At 52.6% G+C, this 21,899-nt stretch carries 19 protein-coding genes; 9 read left to right on the plus strand and 10 right to left on the minus strand.

Annotation, left to right across the window (positions count from 1 at the left end):
• Positions 1–36: 36 nt before the first annotated feature.
• From aroK to hofM, 6 genes are all read right to left on the minus strand, one after another.
• Positions 37–558, minus strand: coding sequence for a shikimate kinase AroK (gene aroK, locus HUZ68_RS21135; RefSeq protein ID WP_000818618.1), 522 nt, complete (start codon positions 556–558; stop codon positions 37–39).
• 400 nt (positions 559–958) lie between these two features.
• A complete protein-coding gene (gene hofQ, locus HUZ68_RS21140; RefSeq protein WP_000815968.1) occupies positions 959–2,197 on the minus strand; it encodes a DNA uptake porin HofQ in 1,239 nt (412 codons plus the stop codon).
• Complete coding sequence (hofP, locus tag HUZ68_RS21145) at positions 2,109–2,513, minus strand: DNA utilization protein HofP (protein ID WP_001264141.1); 405 nt, start codon at positions 2,511–2,513, stop codon at positions 2,109–2,111. The genes hofQ and hofP overlap by 89 nt, the downstream gene beginning before the upstream one ends.
• Positions 2,503–2,943, minus strand: coding sequence for a DNA utilization protein HofO (hofO, locus tag HUZ68_RS21150; RefSeq protein ID WP_001055763.1), 441 nt, complete (start codon positions 2,941–2,943; stop codon positions 2,503–2,505). Before hofO ends, hofP begins: the two co-directional genes overlap by 11 nt.
• Positions 2,927–3,466, minus strand: coding sequence for a DNA utilization protein HofN (gene hofN, locus HUZ68_RS21155; protein WP_001069315.1), 540 nt, complete (start codon positions 3,464–3,466; stop codon positions 2,927–2,929). Before hofN ends, hofO begins: the two co-directional genes overlap by 17 nt.
• The gene (hofM, locus tag HUZ68_RS21160; RefSeq protein WP_001315880.1) at positions 3,466–4,245 is read right to left on the minus strand and encodes a DNA utilization protein HofM; all 780 of its coding nucleotides are present in this window, start codon (positions 4,243–4,245) and stop codon (positions 3,466–3,468) included. The genes hofN and hofM overlap by 1 nt, the downstream gene beginning before the upstream one ends.
• Positions 4,246–4,364: 119 nt before the next feature.
• Between hofM and mrcA the strand changes: the two genes are divergently transcribed.
• Positions 4,365–6,917, plus strand: coding sequence for a peptidoglycan glycosyltransferase/peptidoglycan DD-transpeptidase MrcA (gene mrcA, locus HUZ68_RS21165; RefSeq protein WP_001301905.1), 2,553 nt, complete (start codon positions 4,365–4,367; stop codon positions 6,915–6,917).
• A 164-nt stretch (positions 6,918–7,081) separates the two neighbouring features.
• Here the strand turns inward: mrcA and nudE are convergent, their stop codons facing one another.
• Positions 7,082–7,642 (minus strand): ADP compounds hydrolase NudE, encoded by a 561-nt coding sequence (nudE, locus tag HUZ68_RS21170; protein WP_000045739.1) that lies wholly within the window; start codon positions 7,640–7,642, stop codon positions 7,082–7,084.
• A gap of 319 nt (positions 7,643–7,961) precedes the next feature.
• Between nudE and igaA the strand changes: the two genes are divergently transcribed.
• The 4 genes from igaA (at position 7,962) to hslO (ending at position 12,145) form a co-directional block, all read left to right on the plus strand.
• Positions 7,962–10,097, plus strand: coding sequence for an intracellular growth attenuator protein IgaA (gene igaA, locus HUZ68_RS21175; RefSeq protein WP_000104522.1), 2,136 nt, complete (start codon positions 7,962–7,964; stop codon positions 10,095–10,097).
• A 64-nt stretch (positions 10,098–10,161) separates the two neighbouring features.
• Positions 10,162–10,830: a GMP/IMP nucleotidase gene (gene yrfG / locus HUZ68_RS21180; protein WP_001295168.1), complete on the plus strand. Its 669-nt coding sequence runs from the start codon at positions 10,162–10,164 to the stop codon at positions 10,828–10,830.
• Between the two features lie 10 nt (positions 10,831–10,840).
• Positions 10,841–11,242 carry a ribosome-associated heat shock protein Hsp15 gene (gene hslR, locus HUZ68_RS21185; protein WP_000660483.1) on the plus strand — a complete coding sequence of 134 codons (402 nt, stop codon included), beginning with the start codon at positions 10,841–10,843 and terminating at the stop codon, positions 11,240–11,242.
• Between the two features lie 24 nt (positions 11,243–11,266).
• Positions 11,267–12,145 carry an Hsp33 family molecular chaperone HslO gene (gene hslO, locus HUZ68_RS21190; protein ID WP_001135574.1) on the plus strand — a complete coding sequence of 293 codons (879 nt, stop codon included), beginning with the start codon at positions 11,267–11,269 and terminating at the stop codon, positions 12,143–12,145.
• A gap of 62 nt (positions 12,146–12,207) precedes the next feature.
• Here hslO and HUZ68_RS21195 read toward each other — a convergent pair whose 3' ends face one another.
• Complete coding sequence (locus tag HUZ68_RS21195; RefSeq protein ID WP_095716634.1) at positions 12,208–13,932, minus strand: DUF4153 domain-containing protein; 1,725 nt, start codon at positions 13,930–13,932, stop codon at positions 12,208–12,210.
• A 378-nt stretch (positions 13,933–14,310) separates the two neighbouring features.
• Between HUZ68_RS21195 and pckA the strand changes: the two genes are divergently transcribed.
• A complete protein-coding gene (pckA, locus tag HUZ68_RS21200) occupies positions 14,311–15,933 on the plus strand; it encodes a phosphoenolpyruvate carboxykinase (ATP) (RefSeq protein WP_001298201.1) in 1,623 nt (540 codons plus the stop codon).
• A gap of 76 nt (positions 15,934–16,009) precedes the next feature.
• Here pckA and envZ read toward each other — a convergent pair whose 3' ends face one another.
• Positions 16,010–17,362 (minus strand): two-component system sensor histidine kinase EnvZ, encoded by a 1,353-nt coding sequence (envZ, locus tag HUZ68_RS21205; RefSeq protein WP_001253696.1) that lies wholly within the window; start codon positions 17,360–17,362, stop codon positions 16,010–16,012.
• Positions 17,359–18,078, minus strand: coding sequence for an osmolarity response regulator transcription factor OmpR (gene ompR, locus HUZ68_RS21210; protein ID WP_001157751.1), 720 nt, complete (start codon positions 18,076–18,078; stop codon positions 17,359–17,361). The genes envZ and ompR overlap by 4 nt, the downstream gene beginning before the upstream one ends.
• 227 nt (positions 18,079–18,305) lie before the next feature.
• Between ompR and greB the strand changes: the two genes are divergently transcribed.
• The 3 genes from greB to feoA all read left to right on the plus strand — a co-directional run bounded on the left by greB (position 18,306) and on the right by feoA (position 21,884).
• The gene (gene greB / locus HUZ68_RS21215; RefSeq protein WP_000856744.1) at positions 18,306–18,782 is read left to right on the plus strand and encodes a transcription elongation factor GreB; all 477 of its coding nucleotides are present in this window, start codon (positions 18,306–18,308) and stop codon (positions 18,780–18,782) included.
• 96 nt (positions 18,783–18,878) lie between these two features.
• On the plus strand, positions 18,879–21,200 hold the full coding sequence (locus HUZ68_RS21220) for a Tex family protein (RefSeq protein ID WP_028132024.1): 2,322 nt from the start codon (positions 18,879–18,881) through the stop codon (positions 21,198–21,200).
• A 456-nt stretch (positions 21,201–21,656) separates the two neighbouring features.
• On the plus strand, positions 21,657–21,884 hold the full coding sequence (gene feoA, locus HUZ68_RS21225; protein ID WP_001200455.1) for a ferrous iron transporter A: 228 nt from the start codon (positions 21,657–21,659) through the stop codon (positions 21,882–21,884).
• Positions 21,885–21,899 lie beyond the last annotated feature (15 nt).

Raw genomic sequence — 21,899 nt, forward strand, 5'->3', positions numbered from 1 at the left:
TACTGTACCCGCAGACGAGTGTATATAAAGCCAGAATTAGTTGCTTTCCAGCATGTGAATAATCTGGTTTGCAACCACTTTAGCGCTTTGATCATCAGTACGAATGGTCACGTCGGCAATCTCTTCATACAGCGGATTGCGTTCATTGGCCAACGCTTCCAGAACTTCACGCGGCGGTGTTTCAACGTGCAGCAACGGGCGTTTTTTATCACGCTGCGTGCGTGCAAGTTGCTTTTCGATGGTCGTTTCAAGATAAACGACAACGCCACGAGCGGAAAGACGGTTACGCGTTTCACGGGATTTCACAGAGCCGCCGCCAGTAGCCAGCACAATACCCTGTTTCTCGGTCAACTCATTGATGACCTTTTCTTCGCGATCGCGGAAGCCTTCTTCGCCTTCTAAATCGAAAACCCAGCCCACATCAGCTCCGGTTCGTTTCTCAATCTCTTGATCGGAATCGTAAAATTCCATATTGAGTTGTTGAGCTAACTGGCGCCCAATAGTGCTTTTTCCGGCACCCATAGGCCCAACCAGAAAGATATTGCGTTTCTCTGCCATTTTTTCGGTACTACTAAGACTATTCGTTAATGATAAACCCGCTTCGCTCAGAGAGCGCCGCAGGACATGAACTGAAACCTCATAAGATATTGCGAGAGTCAGACTGAAAATTATCTCAATACTCCAGCGGGTTTGGCAACTGAATAAATCACCCATCCCTCTGCATATCTGGTCGCTGCAAGCGCGCTGCCTTGCTACCACCGCTCTGGCGATAAATCACCGGGTAAGATTAGCGTAAAAAAGACAGCAAAATGCCGCCTGAATGATAAATCATCATCATGGAACGCAGGCAGCGAAGAGCACCAACTCTCAAATCGGTACTCCTTGTATGCTAAATACCTGCGCGCGTCAAATAGATGAAACACGTTCAGCATAAAAACATTACCGCTTTTACGGCTGTTTACTCACTGGAAACCAGTCGTGGCGTGATAAACACCACTAACTCGCGTCGTTCATCTTCTTTTCCGTCATGACGAAATAATTGCCCGAACCAGGGAATGTCGCCAAGCAACGGTACGCTATCCTGACCCGATTTATTTTTACGGGTAAAAATGCCGCCCAGCGCCAACGTTTCTCCGCTTTTGACCTCGACCTGCGTTTCGATCTCCTGCTTATCAATCGCCAGCACTTCGCCATCGGCCTGCTGTAGCACCTGCCCCGGAACGTTCTGGCTGATGTGTAATTTCAGCCGGATGCGACCTTTTTGTAACACCGTGGGCGTGACCTCCATCCCCAGGACGGCCTCTTTAAATTCCACCGACGTCGCGCCACTTTCCCCGCTGGAAACCTGATATGGAATTTCGCTCCCCTGTTTAATGCTGGCAGGCTGAAGATGTGAGGCCAGCAGACGCGGACTGGCGATAATATCCAGCTGCTGTTTTTGTTCGAGCGCAGAAAGCTCAAGATCCAGCAAGCGTCCGTTGATGCGCCCAATGTTAAAACCGACATGCGTTGTCGCCGTCGCTACGGAGAGGTCGCTACCAAGCGTGGTGACTTGCCCAACGCCACCAGCGTGTTGCGCATCGGCCAGCGTCCATTTCACGCCTAACTCACGCAAACTTTTTTCATTAATGGTGACAATATGCGCCGACAGCTCAACCTGCCCGACCGGCAGATCCATTTGCGCTACCCACTGTTCAAGCGCGCTTAACGCCGTTTTGTTATCTCGTAGCAAAAGGCGATTGGTGCGTTTATCGACGGTCATACTCCCTTTGGCACTCAGTAGCTTCTCCCCCGCTTTCGCCAGTTCTCCCGCGTCGGCGTATTGCAGGGTTATACTGCGATTTTCCAGCGGCAGATTTGCCTGCGCCCGCGCCTGCTCCGCCTCCTGGCGGGCGATATTGTTATTCTGCCAGGCAATGGAATGCACTGAGAGAATGTTGTCTTCCTGCCGCGTTATCAGTCCGGCGCTTTTCACTACAGTTTGTAGTGCCTGCTTCCAGGGAACATCTGTTAGATGTAACGACACCGTACCGCTGACGTCTGGCGACACGACCAGGTTCAACTTCTCCTGTTCAGCCAGCGCCTGCAACACCTGAGCTACCGGAACGTCATCCACCATCAGCGTCACTTTTTGCGGCTTTGCCGCCTGTACGCCGGGTATCAGCATCAACAGTAGTGCGGCTATCCATTGCTTCATTTGTATCTCCTTGCCGTTGCCACAACCATTGTGGCGGTTCGCAGTTTGTCCCGGTACCCAGCGTTAGTACGTCTGGCGTCAGCTGTAAAATTGTCCAGCCGTTTTCCAGCACATCGTTTTGCTGCACCCGTCGCCATTTCTTTTGCCCGTCTTTTATTACACCGATGATGCGCTCGCCTCGCCCTACCATCCCCTGATAGCGCCACTGGCTAAGTTCGCTAATCCGGCATAGATCTTCCGGCGGTTTAAAAGGGTCACGCATACCGGTTAAAAGGCACAATGCAATACCTGCCAACAACCAGCGTTTAACCCTCATGCGGCGTCTCCAGTTGTAGCGTGAACAAAAGATCATCACCTTCCACGCTTAACGAAAAACGGCTCACGCTGACGTTGCGCTCTGCCAGCCGTGTAAATGCCGACGGCACTGCTTCCCACAGCGTTTTCAACGCCAACTCGCCTCCCTGCGCGGATGGATGCCAGGAAACCAGTTGCGCGCCGGATAACTGAAAATCCAGTGGCGAAAAGGGCAGCGTTTTTTCCTCGCTGAAGGGAGTGGTGTCTACCAGGCGATACAGTGCGGCCCACTGCTGGTGATGACTTGCCCGTAGTCGAATTAATGCGTCGCGCTCTTCATGGTGTGTCGATGATAGAAAAATGAGCGTAACTAACATCAGCAACCAGACTGCCCAGCAAAGCTGGCGGAGGCGGGGTGATGTGGCGAACCACCAGTCAAAGAACATGTTCATCGCTAACCTTCCTTGTTAACTGATACTCAAATTGCCAGCGTCCCTGCGCATCCTGCTGCGTGGCTCCCCGCTGATTGAGATGAAAAGACGCATCCTGGCGGAGTGACGTTTCTAGTGCGTTTAACGCGGTAATGCTTGTTGTCAGCCCCTTGATCTCCAGCGTTCCCTGCTGCCAGCTTATCGTTGTCAGCCAGGCGTGCTCGGGTAAAAGCGCCGCCAGTGCTTCCAGCGCAGATTGCCAGTCGCGGGTAAATTGTCGCTGGCGCTGCCGTTGCGAACGCTGTTCGCGTAACTGCTGTTGCTCCAGCAAACGTGGCTTCGTTATCTGTAAGCTGCGGGCGAGTTGTTGTTCCGCCTGAAGCAAAACTGCGTCTATGCGCGCTTCGGCGCTGCCTGTCAGACGCAGTATTAGCGTTATCCCGACGGCCAGCAGCAGAGGCGCAACGAACATCAGCAACCAGAAACGCAGAAAAGCGGTCCGGCGTTGCTGTCGCCAGGGCAAAAAATTAATTGGCGGGTTCATCAGTACGCCTTCCCAAGCGCCAGCCCCAGCGCGATGGCAAAGTCTCCACCTGGCGGCGGTAGCGGCGGCTGACGAACAGAAACGGCCTCCCAGGGATCAAATCCGCCTTCGCCACATATCGCGACGCTTTCGGGATCAACGGATAACGCTGCCGCCAGCTCCTTCGCGCTAGTCATCCCCACCGCCAGTTTGCGCCCCCAGCGACAGCGTGTCGCCCACAGCCACTGTTCGTTATCACGCCAGGCCAGACATTGCTGATGAGAAGGTAAAAAAGGCAGGAATTGCTGTAATGCACTGGCATCCGGGGTGATCGCGCTCACATGAACACGCAACCTTTCTGCCAGAGTAAGTAGCGTTGCCAGCTCTTTGCTTTGCGCGGCAGTCACGTTATAGGCGGGGCTGAGTGAGTCTTCGCTGTAATCGAAGCGCAGGGAGTCCGGATCCATATCCAGCTCGCGGGCCATCGTCCCTGACAGCCAGGCCGTTTGCTCCCGCTCACCAAGGGACATCGACGGGCGCGGAAATGACCGCTGTAATGTGCGACTGGCGGGAAACGCCAACATAATGTGATGACGCTGCGGCAGTTCGCGACTCCACGGTAACAACGTTTTAGCCAGCTGCTGCGCATCAACAATCCGCCCATCTTTGATAATGTCGTTCTCCAGCGGCAACCGCCACCAGCGTTGCAAAAAGCATTCTTTTGCTCCCCGCACGATCGCAACCGCTACCGCTTCTTGCTGTTGTAAATGCAAACCAATTTGCCAGATCTTAAATGCCATTGTGATGATCTCCTTATCACCCGTCACTCTGACGGGTATATCAATGCGTCTGGCTTGCCTTTATACTACCGCGCGTTTGTTTATAAACTGCCCAAATGAAACTAAATGGGAAATTTCCAGTGAAGTTCGTAAAGTATTTTTTGATCCTTGCAGTCTGTTGCATTCTGCTGGGAGCAGGCTCGATTTATGGCCTATACCGCTACATCGAGCCACAACTGCCGGATGTGGCGACATTAAAAGATGTTCGCCTGCAAATTCCGATGCAGATTTACAGCGCCGATGGCGAGCTGATTGCTCAATACGGTGAGAAACGTCGTATTCCGGTTACGTTGGATCAAATCCCACCGGAGATGGTGAAAGCCTTTATCGCGACGGAAGACAGCCGCTTCTACGAGCATCACGGCGTTGACCCAGTGGGGATCTTCCGTGCGGCAAGTGTGGCGCTGTTCTCCGGCCACGCGTCACAAGGGGCGAGTACCATTACCCAGCAGCTGGCGAGAAATTTCTTCCTCAGTCCAGAACGCACGCTGATGCGTAAGATTAAGGAAGTCTTCCTCGCGATTCGCATTGAACAGTTGCTGACGAAAGACGAGATCCTCGAGCTTTATCTGAACAAGATTTACCTCGGTTACCGCGCCTATGGTGTCGGTGCTGCGGCACAAGTCTATTTCGGTAAAACGGTCGACCAACTGACGCTGAACGAAATGGCTGTGATCGCCGGGCTGCCGAAAGCGCCTTCCACCTTTAATCCGCTCTACTCAATGGATCGTGCCGTCGCGCGGCGTAACGTCGTACTGTCGCGGATGCTGGATGAAGGGTATATCACCCAACAACAGTTCGATCAGACACGCACTGAGGCGATTAACGCTAACTATCACGCGCCGGAGATTGCTTTCTCTGCGCCGTACCTGAGCGAAATGGTGCGCCAGGAGATGTATAACCGTTATGGCGAAAGTGCCTATGAAGACGGTTATCGCATTTACACCACCATCACCCGCAAAGTGCAGCAGGCCGCGCAGCAGGCGGTACGTAATAACGTGCTGGACTACGACATGCGCCACGGCTATCGCGGCCCGGCAAATGTGCTGTGGAAAGTGGGCGAGTCGGCGTGGGATAACAACAAGATTACCGATACGCTGAAGGCGCTGCCGACCTATGGTCCGCTGCTGCCTGCCGCAGTCACCAGCGCCAATCCTCAGGAAGCGACGGCAATGCTGGCGGACGGGTCGACCGTCGCATTGAGTATGGAAGGCGTTCGCTGGGCGCGTCCTTACCGTTCGGATACTCAGCAGGGACCGACGCCGCGTAAAGTGACTGATGTTCTGCAAACGGGTCAGCAAATCTGGGTTCGTCAGGTTGGCGATGCATGGTGGCTGGCACAAGTGCCGGAAGTGAACTCGGCACTGGTGTCGATCAATCCGCAAAACGGTGCCGTTATGGCGTTGGTCGGTGGCTTTGATTTCAATCAGAGCAAGTTTAACCGCGCCACCCAGGCACTGCGTCAGGTAGGTTCCAACATCAAACCGTTCCTCTACACCGCGGCGATGGATAAAGGTCTGACGCTGGCAAGTATGTTGAACGATGTGCCAATTTCTCGCTGGGATGCAGGTGCCGGTTCTGACTGGCAGCCGAAGAACTCACCACCGCAGTATGCCGGTCCAATTCGCTTACGTCAGGGGCTGGGTCAGTCGAAAAACGTGGTGATGGTACGCGCAATGCGGGCGATGGGCGTCGACTACGCTGCAGAATATCTGCAACGCTTCGGCTTCCCGGCGCAAAACATTGTCCACACCGAATCGCTGGCGCTGGGTTCAGCGTCCTTCACCCCAATGCAGGTGGCGCGTGGCTACGCGGTCATGGCGAACGGCGGCTTCCTGGTGGACCCGTGGTTTATCAGCAAAATTGAAAACGATCAGGGCGGCGTGATTTTCGAAGCGAAACCGAAAGTAGCTTGCCCGGAATGTGATATTCCGGTGATTTACGGTGATACGCAGAAATCGAACGTGCTGGAAAATAACGATGTTGAAGATGTCGCTATCTCCCGCGAGCAGCAGAATGTTTCTGTACCAATGCCGCAGCTGGAGCAGGCAAATCAGGCGTTAGTTGCAAAGACTGGCGCGCAGGAGTACGCACCGCACGTCATCAACACTCCGCTGGCATTCCTGATTAAGAGTGCTTTGAACACCAATATCTTTGGTGAGCCAGGCTGGCAGGGTACCGGCTGGCGTGCAGGTCGTGATTTGCAGCGTCGCGATATCGGCGGGAAAACCGGTACCACTAACAGTTCGAAAGATGCGTGGTTCTCGGGTTACGGTCCGGGCGTTGTGACCTCGGTCTGGATTGGCTTTGATGATCACCGTCGTAATCTCGGTCATACAACGGCTTCCGGAGCGATTAAAGATCAGATCTCAGGTTACGAAGGCGGTGCCAAGAGTGCCCAGCCTGCATGGGACGCTTATATGAAAGCCGTTCTTGAAGGTGTGCCGGAGCAGCCGCTGACGCCGCCGCCGGGTATTGTGACGGTGAATATCGATCGCAGCACCGGGCAGTTAGCTAATGGTGGCAACAGCCGCGAAGAGTATTTCATCGAAGGTACGCAGCCGACACAACAAGCGGTGCACGAGGTGGGAACGACCATTATCGATAATGGCGAGGCACAGGAATTGTTCTGATTAAAAAGGCGCTTCGGCGCCTTTTCAGTTTGCTGACAAAGTGCACTTGTTTATGCCGGATACGGGTGAACGCGTTATCCGGCTAACAAAATCGTGAAAACTCAATATATTGCAGGAACCCCATAAGCCTGATAAGCGTTGTGCATCAGGCAAACTTCACGCATTTACACTCGCCCCTGCCCTTTCAACCATTCGCGCACGAGGAACAGCGCGCTGACATTACGCGCTTCGTTGAAGTCAGGGTCTTCCAGCAAATCCATCATATGCGCCAGCGGCCAGCGCACCTGTGGTAGCGGCTCTGGCTCATCGCCTTCCAGCGATTCCGGGTAGAGATCTTGCGCTACCACGATATTCATTTTGCTGGAAAAGTAAGACGGTGCCATGCTGAGCTTCTTCAAAAAAGTCAGATCGTTCGCACCAAATCCAACCTCTTCTTTTAGCTCGCGGTTAGCGGCTTCGAAGACGCTTTCACCCGGATCAATTAATCCTTTCGAAAAACCTAATTCGTAGGATTCAGTTCCCACTGCATATTCGCGGATCAGGATCAGGTGATCGTCCACAATCGGCACAATCATCACTGCTTCCCGGTTGGTTGGACGCATTCGTTCATAAACACGCCGCACGCCATTGCTGAACTCCAGATCCACGCTCTCGACGGTAAACAGTCGGGAACGGGCTACAGTTTCAACATTCAGAATGGTGGGTTTTTGTAATGATTTGCTCATCGTGGGATCTATGCTGTGAAATCAGCGGTTATTGTGCGATATCGGACACGCTTTCGGCAATGTGAATTGCATGTTATTTACATTTATGTAACTTAATAAATAATCGTCCTCAAATCAAATTAAAAGTCAATAGGTTGAAATAACTCCAGGAATTTGCTGATATTCCGCCTTCAGAGGGTTTGCTATGATCAGCGGTTACTGTGATGTGCTTAATGATGCTCAAGTTAAACTCCACGCTTGCCGATAGCCAACCGCAGAATCATGTATTGTGTCCGGTGCGACTGACCACGCCTGACAGACTAAGTAAGATGGGGAAAGCATGAGCACCATTGTGATTTTTTTAGCTGCTTTGCTGGCCTGCTCACTACTTGCGGGATGGCTGATAAAAGTGCGATCCAGACGGCGTCAGCTGCCCTGGACCAACGCCTTCGCGGATGCGCAAACGCGTAAACTCACACCTGAAGAACGTAGCGCCGTTGAAAATTATCTTGAGAGCCTGACGCAGGTATTACAGGTGCCTGGCCCAACGGGAGCCAGCGCGGCACCGATCTCTCTGGCGCTGAATGCCGAAAGCAACAACGTCATGATGCTGACACACGCTATCACGCGTTACGGCATCTCTACCGACGATCCGAATAAATGGCGTTACTACCTCGATTCGGTAGAAGTGCACCTGCCCCCTTTCTGGGAGCAGTACATCAATGATGAGAATACCGTTGAATTGATTCATACCGATTCGCTGCCACTGGTTATTTCACTCAACGGTCATACGCTGCAGGAGTACATGCAGGAAACGCGCGGCTATGCCTTGCAACCTGTTCCGTCCACGCAGGCGTCGATTCGCGGGGAAGAGAGTGAGCAAATCGAGCTACTCAATATTCGCAAAGAAACGCACGAAGAGTATGCGCTGAGTCGTCCGCGCGGGCTGCGCGAAGCGTTGCTGATTGTCGCCTCCTTCCTGATGTTCTTTTTCTGCCTGATCACCCCGGATGTATTTGTTCCGTGGCTGGCAGGCGGCGCGTTACTGCTGCTGGGCGCTGGTCTGTGGGGGCTATTCGCCCCCCCGGCAAAATCCTCCCTGCGGGAAATTCATTGTCTGCGCGGTACACCCCGTCGTTGGGGATTGTTTGGCGAAAACGATCAGGAACAGATCAACAATATTTCACTCGGTATTATCGACCTGGTCTATCCCGCACACTGGCAGCCATACATTGCTCAGGATCTCGGTCAACAAACCGATATTGATATCTATCTCGACCGCCACGTAGTGCGTCAGGGACGATATCTTTCGCTGCATGATGAAGTAAAAAACTTTCCGTTACAGCACTGGCTGCGCAGTACGATTATCGCTGCGGGCTCGCTGCTGGTGCTGTTTATGCTGTTATTCTGGATCCCGCTGGATATGCCGCTGAAATTCACTCTCTCATGGATGAAAGGCGCGCAGACCATTGAAGCCACCAGCGTAAAACAACTGGCTGACGCTGGCGTGCGGGTAGGCGATACATTGCGTATTAGCGGTACGGGAATGTGTAATATTCGCACTTCCGGAACCTGGAGCGCGAAAACCAATTCACCTTTTTTACCGTTTGACTGCTCGCAGATCATCTGGAATGACGCCCGCTCATTACCATTACCAGAATCTGAGCTGGTCAACAAAGCGACGGCATTGACTGAAGCAGTTAATCGCCAGCTGCACCCTAAACCGGAAGATGAATCTCGCGTCAGTGCCTCATTACGTTCAGCGATTCAAAAATCCGGCATGGTATTGCTTGATGATTTTGGCGACATTGTACTGAAGACAGCGGATTTATGTTCTGCCAAAGATGACTGTGTGCGACTGAAAAATGCGCTGGTCAATCTCGGCAACAGTAAAGACTGGGACGCGCTGGTAAAACGCGCCAACGCTGGGAAGCTCGATGGCGTGAATGTGTTATTACGCCCGGTGAGTGCGGAATCGCTGGATAACCTGGTGGCAACCTCCACCGCGCCGTTTATCACGCATGAAACGGCGCGAGCGGCACAATCACTAAACAGTCCGGCCCCCGGTGGATTCCTGATTGTCAGCGACGAAGGCAGCGATTTTGTTGATCAGCCCTGGCCTTCGGCATCACTTTACGACTACCCGCCGCAAGAACAGTGGAACGCTTTCCAGAAACTGGCACAAATGCTGATGCATACGCCGTTTAACGCCGAGGGTATCGTCACAAAAATCTTCACTGACGCCAATGGTACGCAGCATATAGGCCTTCATCCGATCCCGGATCGTTCCGGCCTGTGGCGCTATCTCAGCACCACACTGCTGCTACTGACGATGCTGGGTAGCGCCATTTATAATGGCGTACAGGCCTGGCGGCGTTACCAGCGTCATCGCACTCGCATGATGAAGATTCAGGCCTATTATGAAAGCTGCCTGAACCCGCAACTGATCACCCCTTCAGAAAGCCTTATCGAATAACACGTTTGCGCGGCAGGTTATGCTACCCTGTCGCGCAAATTGCTTCACTCTGGAGATTTCCCTCATGCATATCAACATTGCCTGGCAGGACGTAGATACCGTTCTGCTGGATATGGACGGCACGTTGCTCGACCTCGCCTTCGATAACTATTTCTGGCAAAAGCTGGTGCCTGAAACATGGGGCGCGAAAAACGGGGTTACGCCACAGGAAGCGATGGAATATATGCGCCAGCAATATCACGACGTACAGCATACGCTAAACTGGTACTGTCTTGATTACTGGAGTGAGCAACTGGGTCTGGATATCTGTGCGATGACCACCGAGATGGGACCGCGTGCCGTACTGCGTGAAGATACCATTCCGTTTCTTGAGGCACTGAAAGCCAGCGGTAAGCAGCGAATTTTGCTCACCAATGCGCATCCGCACAACCTGGCGGTAAAACTTGAGCATACCGGTCTGGACGCACACCTTGATTTATTACTTTCCACCCACACATTTGGTTATCCGAAAGAGGATCAGCGGTTATGGCATGCGGTGGCCGAAGCTACGGGTCTGAAAGCTGAAAGAACGCTGTTTATTGATGACAGCGAAGCGATTCTCGATGCTGCCGCGCAATTTGGTATTCGTTACTGCCTCGGCGTGACTAATCCTGACTCAGGGATTGCCGAGAAACAGTATCAACGCCATCCGTCACTGAATGACTACCGCCGCCTGATCCCCTCGCTAATGTGAAGGAGACGCCATGAAAGAAAAACCTGCTGTTGAGGTTCGACTGGATAAATGGCTATGGGCTGCCCGTTTTTATAAAACCCGCGCGCTGGCCCGTGAAATGATTGAAGGCGGTAAGGTGCATTACAACGGGCAGCGCAGCAAGCCGAGCAAAATCGTCGAGCTGAATGCCACGCTCACTCTGCGCCAGGGAAATGACGAACGCACGGTGATTGTAAAGGCGATTACTGAACAGCGTCGCCCCGCCAGCGAGGCAGCCTTGCTGTATGAAGAGACTGCGGAAAGTGTAGAGAAACGCGAAAAAATGGCGCTGGCACGTAAACTTAATGCCTTAACCATGCCGCACCCGGACCGACGCCCGGACAAAAAAGAGCGCCGCGACCTGTTACGATTTAAACACGGCGACAGTGAATAACTGTTACCTGCAAGAGAGATGATTATGCCGCAACATGACCAATTACATCGCTATCTGTTTGAAAATTTTGCCGTTCGCGGCGAACTGGTAACCGTTTCGGAAACCCTGCAACAGATCCTTGAGAACCACGATTATCCGCAGCCCGTTAAAAACGTGCTGGCAGAACTGCTGGTTGCGACCAGCCTGTTAACCGCTACGCTGAAGTTTGATGGTGATATCACCGTACAGCTGCAAGGCGACGGTCCGATGAATCTGGCGGTTATTAACGGTAACAACAACCAGCAGATGCGCGGTGTGGCGCGCGTGCAGGGCGAAATTCCAGAAAATGCCGACCTGAAAACGCTGGTCGGCAATGGTTACGTGGTGATCACCATTACCCCGAGCGAAGGTGAGCGCTATCAGGGCGTGGTGGGTCTGGAAGGAGATACCCTGGCGGCCTGCCTGGAAGATTACTTTATGCGTTCTGAACAGCTGCCGACGCGCCTGTTTATTCGCACCGGCGACGTAGACGGCAAACCGGCTGCGGGCGGTATGTTGTTGCAGGTAATGCCTGCGCAAAATGCCCAGCAGGACGACTTCGACCACCTGGCGACGCTAACCGAAACCATCAAAACCGAAGAACTGCTGACCTTACCGGCAAACGAAGTGTTGTGGCGTTTGTATCACGAAGAAGAGGTGACGGTTTACGATCCGCAGGATGTGGAGTTCAAATGCACCTGCTCGCGTGAACGTTGCGCCGATGCGCTGAAAACGCTGCCTGATGAAGAAGTTGATAGCATCCTGGCGGAAGATGGCGAAATTGACATGCATTGTGATTACTGCGGTAACCACTATCTGTTCAATGCGATGGATATTGCTGAAATCCGCAACAACGCGTCTCCGGCAGATCCGCAAGTTCATTAATGAGTATGTCCGGCTGAGAGGGCTCTGCCGGATTTTACGACTAATACACCTGATGCGCTTTGTCACTCATTCAGATTCACATCCAGCCTTTCACCATCCACTACAAGATCGCGCCACGCTTTAGGCTTCGTTCCCAGTTTTCCATCCTTCGCAGCTGTGAGTAATTTTTCTTTCGTTATATCACGCGGAAGTAAACTCATCGTAAGCTCTTGCCATTCTTTCTTGTCAGGATCAAAGCCATAGACAATGTATCTTTCATCATCAAAGGCAAAGAGGATCCGCTCTGCCCTGCCATCACTATTCAGATCTTGCTCGACCAGTACGCAGGCGTCTTTTTCAATGCAGGTCATCACGTTATAGCGATCCTGGATTAAAGCCGACCAGAATGTCGCATCCGGTTTACCAGAACCAGGGGCAATTAACACATTATCGGCTAATACTTTTTCCGATACCTGTTCATGAAGTTGTTGCTCTCCATCTAACGCCATCAGCAGATCCCGCGCGCGTTTCGGGTCTTTCATATACTCGGCATCGCTTTTCAGCGACTCAAGCGCCGCACGTCCATAGCGACCGTTGTGTTCGAGCATGTAGATAGTTACCTGGTCTGGCGTGTTTTTGCCACTCTGATAACGCGCCATATGACTGTTCACGCTAATGCGCATACTGTCCAGCACCGGCGAATTAAGAAGCACCAGTATTACCAACACGAATAACGAAACCGCAAGGTTCACTTTGCCCTGAAGAACAAGGGGATTTTGCCCTTTCCGCCAGACGATACTGACAAAATACCCCAGCGACCATACCAGTAACACCAGCACCGCCAGCGCGCCCTGCAAGCGGTCGACAGTCCAGCCGTACTGAGTGACCCGCAGCCATAACGCCCAGGCGGCGACGAACACATACAGCGGAGCAACCAGCAAAGCGGTTTTAATCAGGCAACGCAACGGCCCCGTCCAGGGAAGAGACGCTTTTTGCGGATCGCGGACAATAGCCATTAAGATCAATTGCAAAAAGGCCAGCGTTAACAGCAACCCAGCGGCGGAGATGTGGCGAGAAATCGCACTCAGGCCTGTAAACGGCAGGGTGATGATAAACATCAGGGTTAGCAATGATACTAACGGCAGCAACCCCGTGGCGATTAACGTGAACAACTTTTGAATAGAGTCGATTAAACGTGACTGTGTTCGCGCGAGGATCACCGCCAGCGCGGTAACCAGACCTAATGTAAGATACATAAACCAGTCGGTTGCAAAAAAGAGCGTATTGAAAAACGTGATGCCAACAAGTTTAAACAACTCACCCCACAGTAAAAGCACCAGCCACGTCAGGCCATTGGCGAGAAAAATAACCTGTAATATAAGTACGTTATGCCATACTGACTGGTAAAAATAGCGATAGCGGCTACTGTCATTGCGGATACGAAGGCTTTGTTGTATCCACGGTAGCAACAATATTGCCATCAGCAGCAGATAGCAGCCAAAATCCCAAAGCGCCTTTTCAGCTCTCCAGGGGTTCATGCCATCAGTTTGCCACTTCAGCCAACCGCTCATCCCCAGCGTGGCAATAAACACCAGCGCCAGCCATCCCCAAAGGCGCTTCTGTTTAAAAGAGATCACGGAGAAGAGTAAAACGGATGAAAACGCGACGGTCGCAGGCACGCCATAAACAATCCAACTGTGATTTTTTCCGGCAAACCAGGCGATCAGCAGGTAGCAAACCAGCCCCTGAAGTAATCCGGTAGCAATCATCCCCCAGCGTGTTGCGGGTGAAAGTTCAACGTTATCCATGTTGGTTATCCAGAATCAAAAGGTGGGTTAATTATCGCATCCGGGAAGTAGTATTTTGCTTTTTTCAGAAAATAATCAAAAAAAGTTAGCGTGGTGAATCGATACTTTACCGGTTGAATTTGCATCAATTTCATTCAGGAATGCGATTCCACTCACAATATTCCCGCCATATAAACCAAGATTTAACCTTTTGAGAACATTTTCCACACCTAAAATGCTATTTCTGCGATAATAGCAACCGTTTCGTGACAGGAATCACGGAGTTTTTTGTCAAATATGAATTTCTCCAGATACGTAAATCTATGAGCCTTGTCGCGGTTAACACCCCCAAAAAGACTTTACTATTCAGGCAATACATATTGGCTAAGGAGCAGTGAAATGCGCGTTAACAATGGTTTGACCCCGCAAGAACTCGAGGCTTATGGTATCAGTGACGTACATGATATCGTTTACAACCCAAGCTACGACCTGCTGTATCAGGAAGAGCTCGATCCGAGCCTGACAGGTTATGAGCGCGGGGTGTTAACTAATCTGGGTGCCGTTGCCGTCGATACCGGGATCTTCACCGGTCGTTCACCAAAAGATAAGTATATCGTCCGTGACGATACCACTCGCGATACTTTCTGGTGGGCAGACAAAGGCAAAGGTAAGAACGATAACAAACCTCTCTCTCCGGAAACCTGGCAGCATCTGAAAGGCCTGGTGACCAAACAGCTTTCCGGCAAACGTCTGTTCGTTGTCGACGCCTTCTGTGGTGCGAACCCGGATACTCGTCTTTCCGTCCGTTTCATCACCGAAGTGGCCTGGCAGGCGCATTTTGTCAAAAACATGTTTATTCGCCCGAGCGATGAAGAGCTGGCAGGTTTCAAACCAGACTTTATCGTTATGAACGGCGCGAAGTGCACTAACCCGCAGTGGAAAGAACAGGGTCTGAATTCCGAAAACTTCGTGGCTTTTAACCTGACCGAGCGCATGCAGCTGATTGGCGGCACCTGGTATGGCGGCGAAATGAAGAAAGGGATGTTCTCGATGATGAACTACCTGCTGCCGCTGAAAGGTATCGCTTCTATGCACTGCTCCGCCAACGTTGGCGAGAAAGGCGATGTTGCGGTGTTCTTCGGCCTTTCCGGCACTGGTAAAACCACCCTTTCCACCGACCCGAAACGTCGCCTGATTGGCGATGACGAACACGGCTGGGACGATGACGGTGTGTTTAACTTCGAAGGCGGCTGCTACGCGAAAACCATCAAGCTGTCGAAAGAAGCGGAACCTGAAATCTACAACGCTATCCGTCGCGATGCGCTGCTGGAAAACGTCACCGTGCGTGAAGATGGCACTATCGACTTTGATGATGGTTCAAAAACCGAGAACACCCGCGTTTCTTATCCGATCTATCACATCGATAACATCGTTAAGCCGGTTTCCAAAGCGGGCCACGCAACGAAAGTTATCTTCCTGACCGCAGACGCCTTTGGTGTGCTGCCGCCGGTTTCTCGTCTGACTGCCGATCAAACCCAGTACCACTTCCTCTCTGGCTTCACCGCCAAACTGGCCGGTACTGAGCGTGGCATCACCGAACCGACGCCAACCTTCTCCGCTTGCTTCGGCGCGGCATTCCTGTCGCTGCACCCGACTCAGTACGCAGAAGTGCTGGTGAAACGTATGCAGGCGGCGGGCGCGCAGGCTTATCTGGTTAACACTGGCTGGAACGGCACTGGCAAACGTATCTCGATTAAAGATACCCGCGCTATTATCGACGCCATCCTCAACGGTTCGCTGGATAACGCAGAAACTTTCACTCTGCCGATGTTTAACCTGGCGATCCCAACCGAACTGCCGGGCGTAGACACGAAGATTCTCGATCCGCGTAACACCTACGCTTCCCCGGAACAGTGGCAGGAAAAAGCCGAAACCCTGGCGAAACTGTTTATCGACAACTTCGATAAATACACTGACACCCCAGCGGGTGCCGCGCTGGTAGCGGCTGGTCCGAAACTGTAATGATTTGAAGCTGGAGAATATCTATCCAGTATCTTATAGAAAGCAAAACGGGAGGCACCTTCGCCTCCCGTTTTATTTACCCTTCTTTTGTCGTGCCCTGCGCCCGCGTTACCGGCACAGGCAGCCAGGCGCGAATGGAAAGCCCGCCCCGCTCGCTGGTGCCAAGCTCCAGCATCCCGTTATGGTTATCCACGATACGCTGCACAATCGCCAGCCCTAATCCCGTGCCGCTAATGGTGCGTGCACTGTCGCCGCGAACAAACGGCTGGAAAAGGTGCTTACGTTGTTCCGGCGCAATTCCCGGACCGTCATCTTCCACCTGGAACCAGGCGCGATTCGGCTCCGTCCCGCTGCTGACTTTGATCCAGCCATTGCCGTAACGGGCGGCGTTGACCACCATATTCGCCACCGCGCGTTTGATCGACAGCGGGTGCATTTTCACTTCAATGCTGCCGGGGTAAAGCGCGGTTTCAATTTCCCGCTCATAGCCACTTTCGGCAGCAATAACCTCACCGAGTACTGCGTTGAGATCCGCCATTTCCATCGGCATCTCCTGTCCGGTGCGCAGGTAGTCGATAAACTGCTCAATGATGGCATTGCACTCCTCGATATCTTTATTGATCGATTCTGCCAGGTAGCCATCCTGCTCGCTCATCATCTCGGTCGCCAGGCGAATACGCGTCAGCGGTGTACGCAAGTCGTGACTTACCCCCGCCATCAGCAGCGTGCGGTCATCCGCCAGTTGCTTAACACCAGCCGCCATATGGTTAAAGGCGCGGGTAACGGAACGCACCTCGGACGCGCCATACTCACGCAGCGGCGGCGGAATAATCCCTTTACCGACCTGCAAAGCAGCATGTTCGAGATCGACCAGCGGGCGGTTCTGAATACGAATAAACAGCCACGCCCCGCCTATCGCCAACAGCATTATCGCCAGCGTATAGCGGAATAACGGAGAAAAGTCGCCCTGATGAATTTCGGTCAGCGGCACGCGTACCCAGATATTGGGCGACAGCCAGGTTTTCAGCCAGACGACAGGCGAACTTTTGTTGACCTCAACGCGCACTTCCGTCGGGCCGCCCAGTTGCTGCGCCATCTGATGGCTTAAGAATTCATAGTGTTGCGCCCAACGCAGACCTGCCTCTTCGGCAGCCTCGTTGGAGTAGAGAGAGATCCCCAGCTCACGGTAGATCTCCCGACGGAAAGCGGGAGGCACAACCAACTGCGTGCCGTCCTCCAGTTGCAGTTTGTCGGTCATCAACATACGCACTTCGTACGCGAGGACTTTATTAAACTGCTGGAGGCTCGGCAAAATCGCGAAGTTCAGCACCACCAGATAAGTCGTCACCAGGCTGGCGAACAGCAAGGTGACGATGAGCAATAACGTACGGGCAAATGAACTTCGTGGCGAGAAGCGCAATCGCCTCATGCTTTAGAGCCGTCCGGTACAAAGACGTAGCCCAGGCCCCAAACGGTCTGAATGTAACGCGGATGCGCTGGATCTTCTTCCACCATGCGGCGCAGACGCGAAATCTGCACGTCGATGGAGCGTTCCATTGCGGAATATTCACGACCACGGGCAAGGTTCATCAGCTTATCGCGGGAGAGCGGCTCACGCGGATGGCTGACCAGTGCCTTCAGTACCGCAAACTCACCGCTGGTGAGCGGCATCGGCTCGTCTTCGCGGAACATTTCGCGCGTACCGAGGTTAAGTTTGAACTTACCGAAAGCAATTACCGCCTCTTCCTGTGACGGTGCGCCTGGTAGCTCGTTCGCCTGACGACGCAGCACCGCACGGATACGGGCCAGCAGTTCACGCGGGTTAAACGGTTTTGGAATGTAATCGTCAGCGCCAATCTCCAGGCCAACGATACGGTCCACTTCTTCCCCTTTCGCCGTCACCATAATGATCGGCATCGGGTTGCTCTGACTACGAAGACGTCGGCAAATCGACAAGCCATCTTCACCAGGTAACATCAAATCCAGTACCATAAGATGGAAAGATTCACGAGTCAGCAGGCGATCCATCTGTTCTGCATTAGCGACGCTTCGAACCTGGAAGCCTTGTTCGGTGAGATAACGCTCCAGCAGCGCGCGCAGGCGCATGTCGTCATCGACCACCAGAATCTTGTAGTTCTCTTGCATTGTTTGTACTCCCAAAGGTTCGCAACAATTTGTAAGCGTGTATTCTTAAAAAAGCTCACGTTCGTCACCAGCTAAATCTGGTATGAATTTCAGCCTAAATTGTTACAAAGCATATTAAACAGCAGCTTAAGTATACAATTTATTCGGCGAAACATTATTGATTCTGTTGATATGATCACGTTATACCCAATGTGCGCATTATCAAACAGACAAAGGGAATCAACGAGATGAAAACGCCCCTGGTTACCCGGGAAGGGTATGAAAAACTCAAACAAGAGCTTAATTATCTCTGGCGTGAAGAACGCCCGGAGGTCACAAAAAAGGTGACCTGGGCCGCAAGTCTGGGCGACCGCAGCGAAAATGCTGACTATCAGTATAATAAAAAGCGTCTGCGTGAAATCGACCGTCGCGTGCGCTATCTCACTAAATGCATGGAAAATCTCAAAATCGTCGATTACTCCCCTCAGCAGGAAGGCAAAGTCTTTTTTGGCGCGTGGGTGGAGATTGAAAACGACGATGGCGTGACTCACCGTTTCCGTATTGTCGGCTACGATGAAATTTTTGGCCGTAAAGATTACATCTCTATCGATTCCCCGATGGCCCGCGCATTGCTGAAAAAAGAAGTCGGCGATCTGGCTGTGGTGAATACTCCTGCCGGGGAAGCGAGCTGGTATGTTAATGCTATCGAGTACGTGAAACCGTAAGGAAGAGTCTTAACCTCCTGCCGATGGCTGGCATTTTTGCCAGCCAGTCCGTATAACTATCCCCTGATTTTTGATCCGAAAAGATGAACTCAAACCATGATGAATGATTCGTTCTGCCGCATTATTGCGGGTGAAATTCAGGCGCGCCCGGAACAGGTTGACGCTGCCGTTCGCCTGCTTGACGAAGGGAATACCGTGCCTTTTATTGCACGTTATCGTAAGGAAATCACCGGCGGTCTGGATGACACGCAGCTGCGTAATCTGGAAACGCGTCTGAGCTATCTGCGCGAGCTGGAAGAGAGACGTCAGGCGATCCTCAAGTCCATTTCCGAGCAAGGCAAACTCACCGATGATCTGGCGAAGGCCATCAACGCCACCTTAAGCAAAACCGAACTCGAAGATCTCTACCTGCCCTACAAACCTAAACGCCGCACCCGCGGGCAAATCGCCATTGAAGCAGGGCTTGAGCCGTTGGCTGACCTGCTGTGGAGCGATCCGTCACACACGCCAGAAGTCGCCGCTGCGCAATATATTGATGCAGATAAAGGCGTGGCAGATACCAAAGCCGCGCTGGACGGCGCGCGCTATATCCTGATGGAACGGTTTGCCGAAGATGCCGCGCTGCTGGCGAAAGTGCGTGATTATCTGTGGAAGAACGCGCATTTGGTTTCTACGGTGGTGAGCGGTAAAGAAGAGGAAGGGGCGAAATTCCGCGACTATTTCGATCATCACGAACCGCTGTCAACGGTGCCTTCTCACCGCGCGCTGGCGATGTTCCGTGGGCGTAACGAAGGCGTACTCCAGCTTTCGCTGAATGCCGATCCGCAGTTCGATGAGCCGCCAAAAGAGAGCTATTGCGAGCAAATCATCATGGATCATCTCGGCCTGCGCCTGAACAATGCTCCGGCGGATAGCTGGCGCAAAGGCGTGGTGAGCTGGACCTGGCGCATCAAGGTGCTGATGCATCTGGAAACCGAACTGATGGGCACCGTGCGCGAACGCGCGGAAGATGAAGCAATCAACGTCTTTGCCCGTAACCTGCACGATCTGCTGATGGCGGCCCCTGCCGGACTGCGTGCAACGATGGGCCTCGATCCGGGTCTGCGTACTGGGGTAAAAGTGGCGGTGGTCGATGCCACTGGCAAACTGGTAGCGACCGATACCATTTACCCGCACACCGGACAAGCCGCAAAAGCAGCGATGACTGTTGCTGCGCTGTGTGAAAAGCATAACGTTGAACTGGTGGCGATCGGCAACGGTACAGCTTCCCGCGAAACCGAACGTTTCTATCTCGACGTGCAGAAGCAGTTCCCGAAAGTGACCGCACAGAAAGTGATCGTCAGCGAAGCTGGCGCGTCGGTTTACTCGGCTTCCGAGCTGGCAGCGCAGGAGTTCCCGGATCTCGACGTTTCGCTGCGTGGCGCGGTTTCTATCGCCCGCCGTTTGCAGGATCCGCTGGCGGAGCTGGTGAAAATCGATCCGAAATCTATCGGCGTAGGTCAGTATCAGCATGACGTTAGCCAGACGCAACTGGCCCGCAAACTGGACGCAGTAGTAGAAGACTGCGTAAACGCCGTTGGCGTCGATCTCAACACTGCTTCTGTTCCGCTGTTAACCCGCGTGGCGGGCCTGACGCGCATGATGGCGCAAAACATCGTAGCCTGGCGCGATGAGAACGGCCAGTTCCAGAACCGTCAGCAACTGTTAAAAGTGAGCCGTCTGGGGCCGAAAGCCTTCGAGCAGTGCGCGGGCTTCTTGCGCATTAACCACGGTGATAACCCGCTGGACGCGTCTACCGTTCACCCGGAAGCCTATCCGGTGGTGGAACGCATTCTGGCAGCAACACAGCAGGCACTGAAAGATCTGATGGGTAACAGCAGCGAACTGCGTAACCTGAAAGCGTCTGACTTTACTGATGAAAAATTCGGTGTGCCGACAGTAACTGACATCATTAAAGAGCTGGAAAAACCGGGTCGCGATCCGCGTCCGGAATTTAAAACCGCTCAGTTTGCCGATGGCGTCGAGACAATGAACGACCTGCAACCGGGTATGATCCTCGAAGGCGCTGTCACCAACGTCACCAACTTTGGCGCGTTTGTCGATATCGGCGTGCATCAGGACGGCCTGGTTCACATCTCTTCATTGTCGAACAAGTTTGTGGAAGATCCGCATACCGTGGTGAAAGCGGGCGACATTGTGAAGGTGAAAGTGCTGGAAGTGGATCTTCAGCGTAAACGTATCGCCCTGACTATGCGTCTGGACGAGCAGCCTGGCGAAACCAACTCTCGTCGCGGCGGCGGTAACGATCGCCCGCAAAACAACCGCCCGGCAGCCAAACCACGCGGTCGTGAAGCGCAGCCTGCCGGTAATAGCGCGATGATGGACGCGCTGGCGGCAGCGATGGGTAAAAAACGTTAAACGCCCGGACTGGCCTACGGTTCGAATTTGCACGAAATCGTAGGGCAGATAAGGCGTTCACGCCGCATCTGGCAACGAACGCCTTGCCTGACATAAAAGTGCCGGAGAGTATCTCCGGCATATTTATTCCACAGCCAAACTCACAATATATTTCGTTAATATTTATCACTTCATTAACAACTGAAACCTTAATTAAACATTAGCCAGTCCTGGTAATTCGCTATTCGAATTATATTTTCGCTGCGATATAACCTTGAGCCACATCAACATTGAGTCAGATTATTATTCAAACCAACATTCGCACACATTTTAAGTATTGCTGATAGAAACCATTCTCATTATCATTGTACTGTTGATTATTTAATCTCTCCTTCGTTGGCAAATCATCTGGTCTCATGTCGCTGTCAAACGCCCCATGAGGTAGTTATCCAGTTAATGAGAAACAAGTAGGCACCTATGCAATACACTCCAGATACTGCGTGGAAAATCACTGGCTTTTCCCGTGAAATCAGCCCGGCATATCGCCAAAAACTGCTTTCTCTTGGCATGTTACCTGGCTCCTCTTTTAATGTGGTGCGCGTCGCTCCACTCGGCGACCCCATTCATATCGAAACCCGTCGTGTGAGCCTGGTATTACGCAAAAAAGATCTGGCCTTATTAGAAGTGGAAGCGGTTTCCTGTTAATACGGTGATAACAAC

The organism is Shigella dysenteriae, from assembly GCF_022354085.1.
GTDB classification, from domain to species: Bacteria; Pseudomonadota; Gammaproteobacteria; order Enterobacterales; family Enterobacteriaceae; genus Escherichia; species Escherichia coli.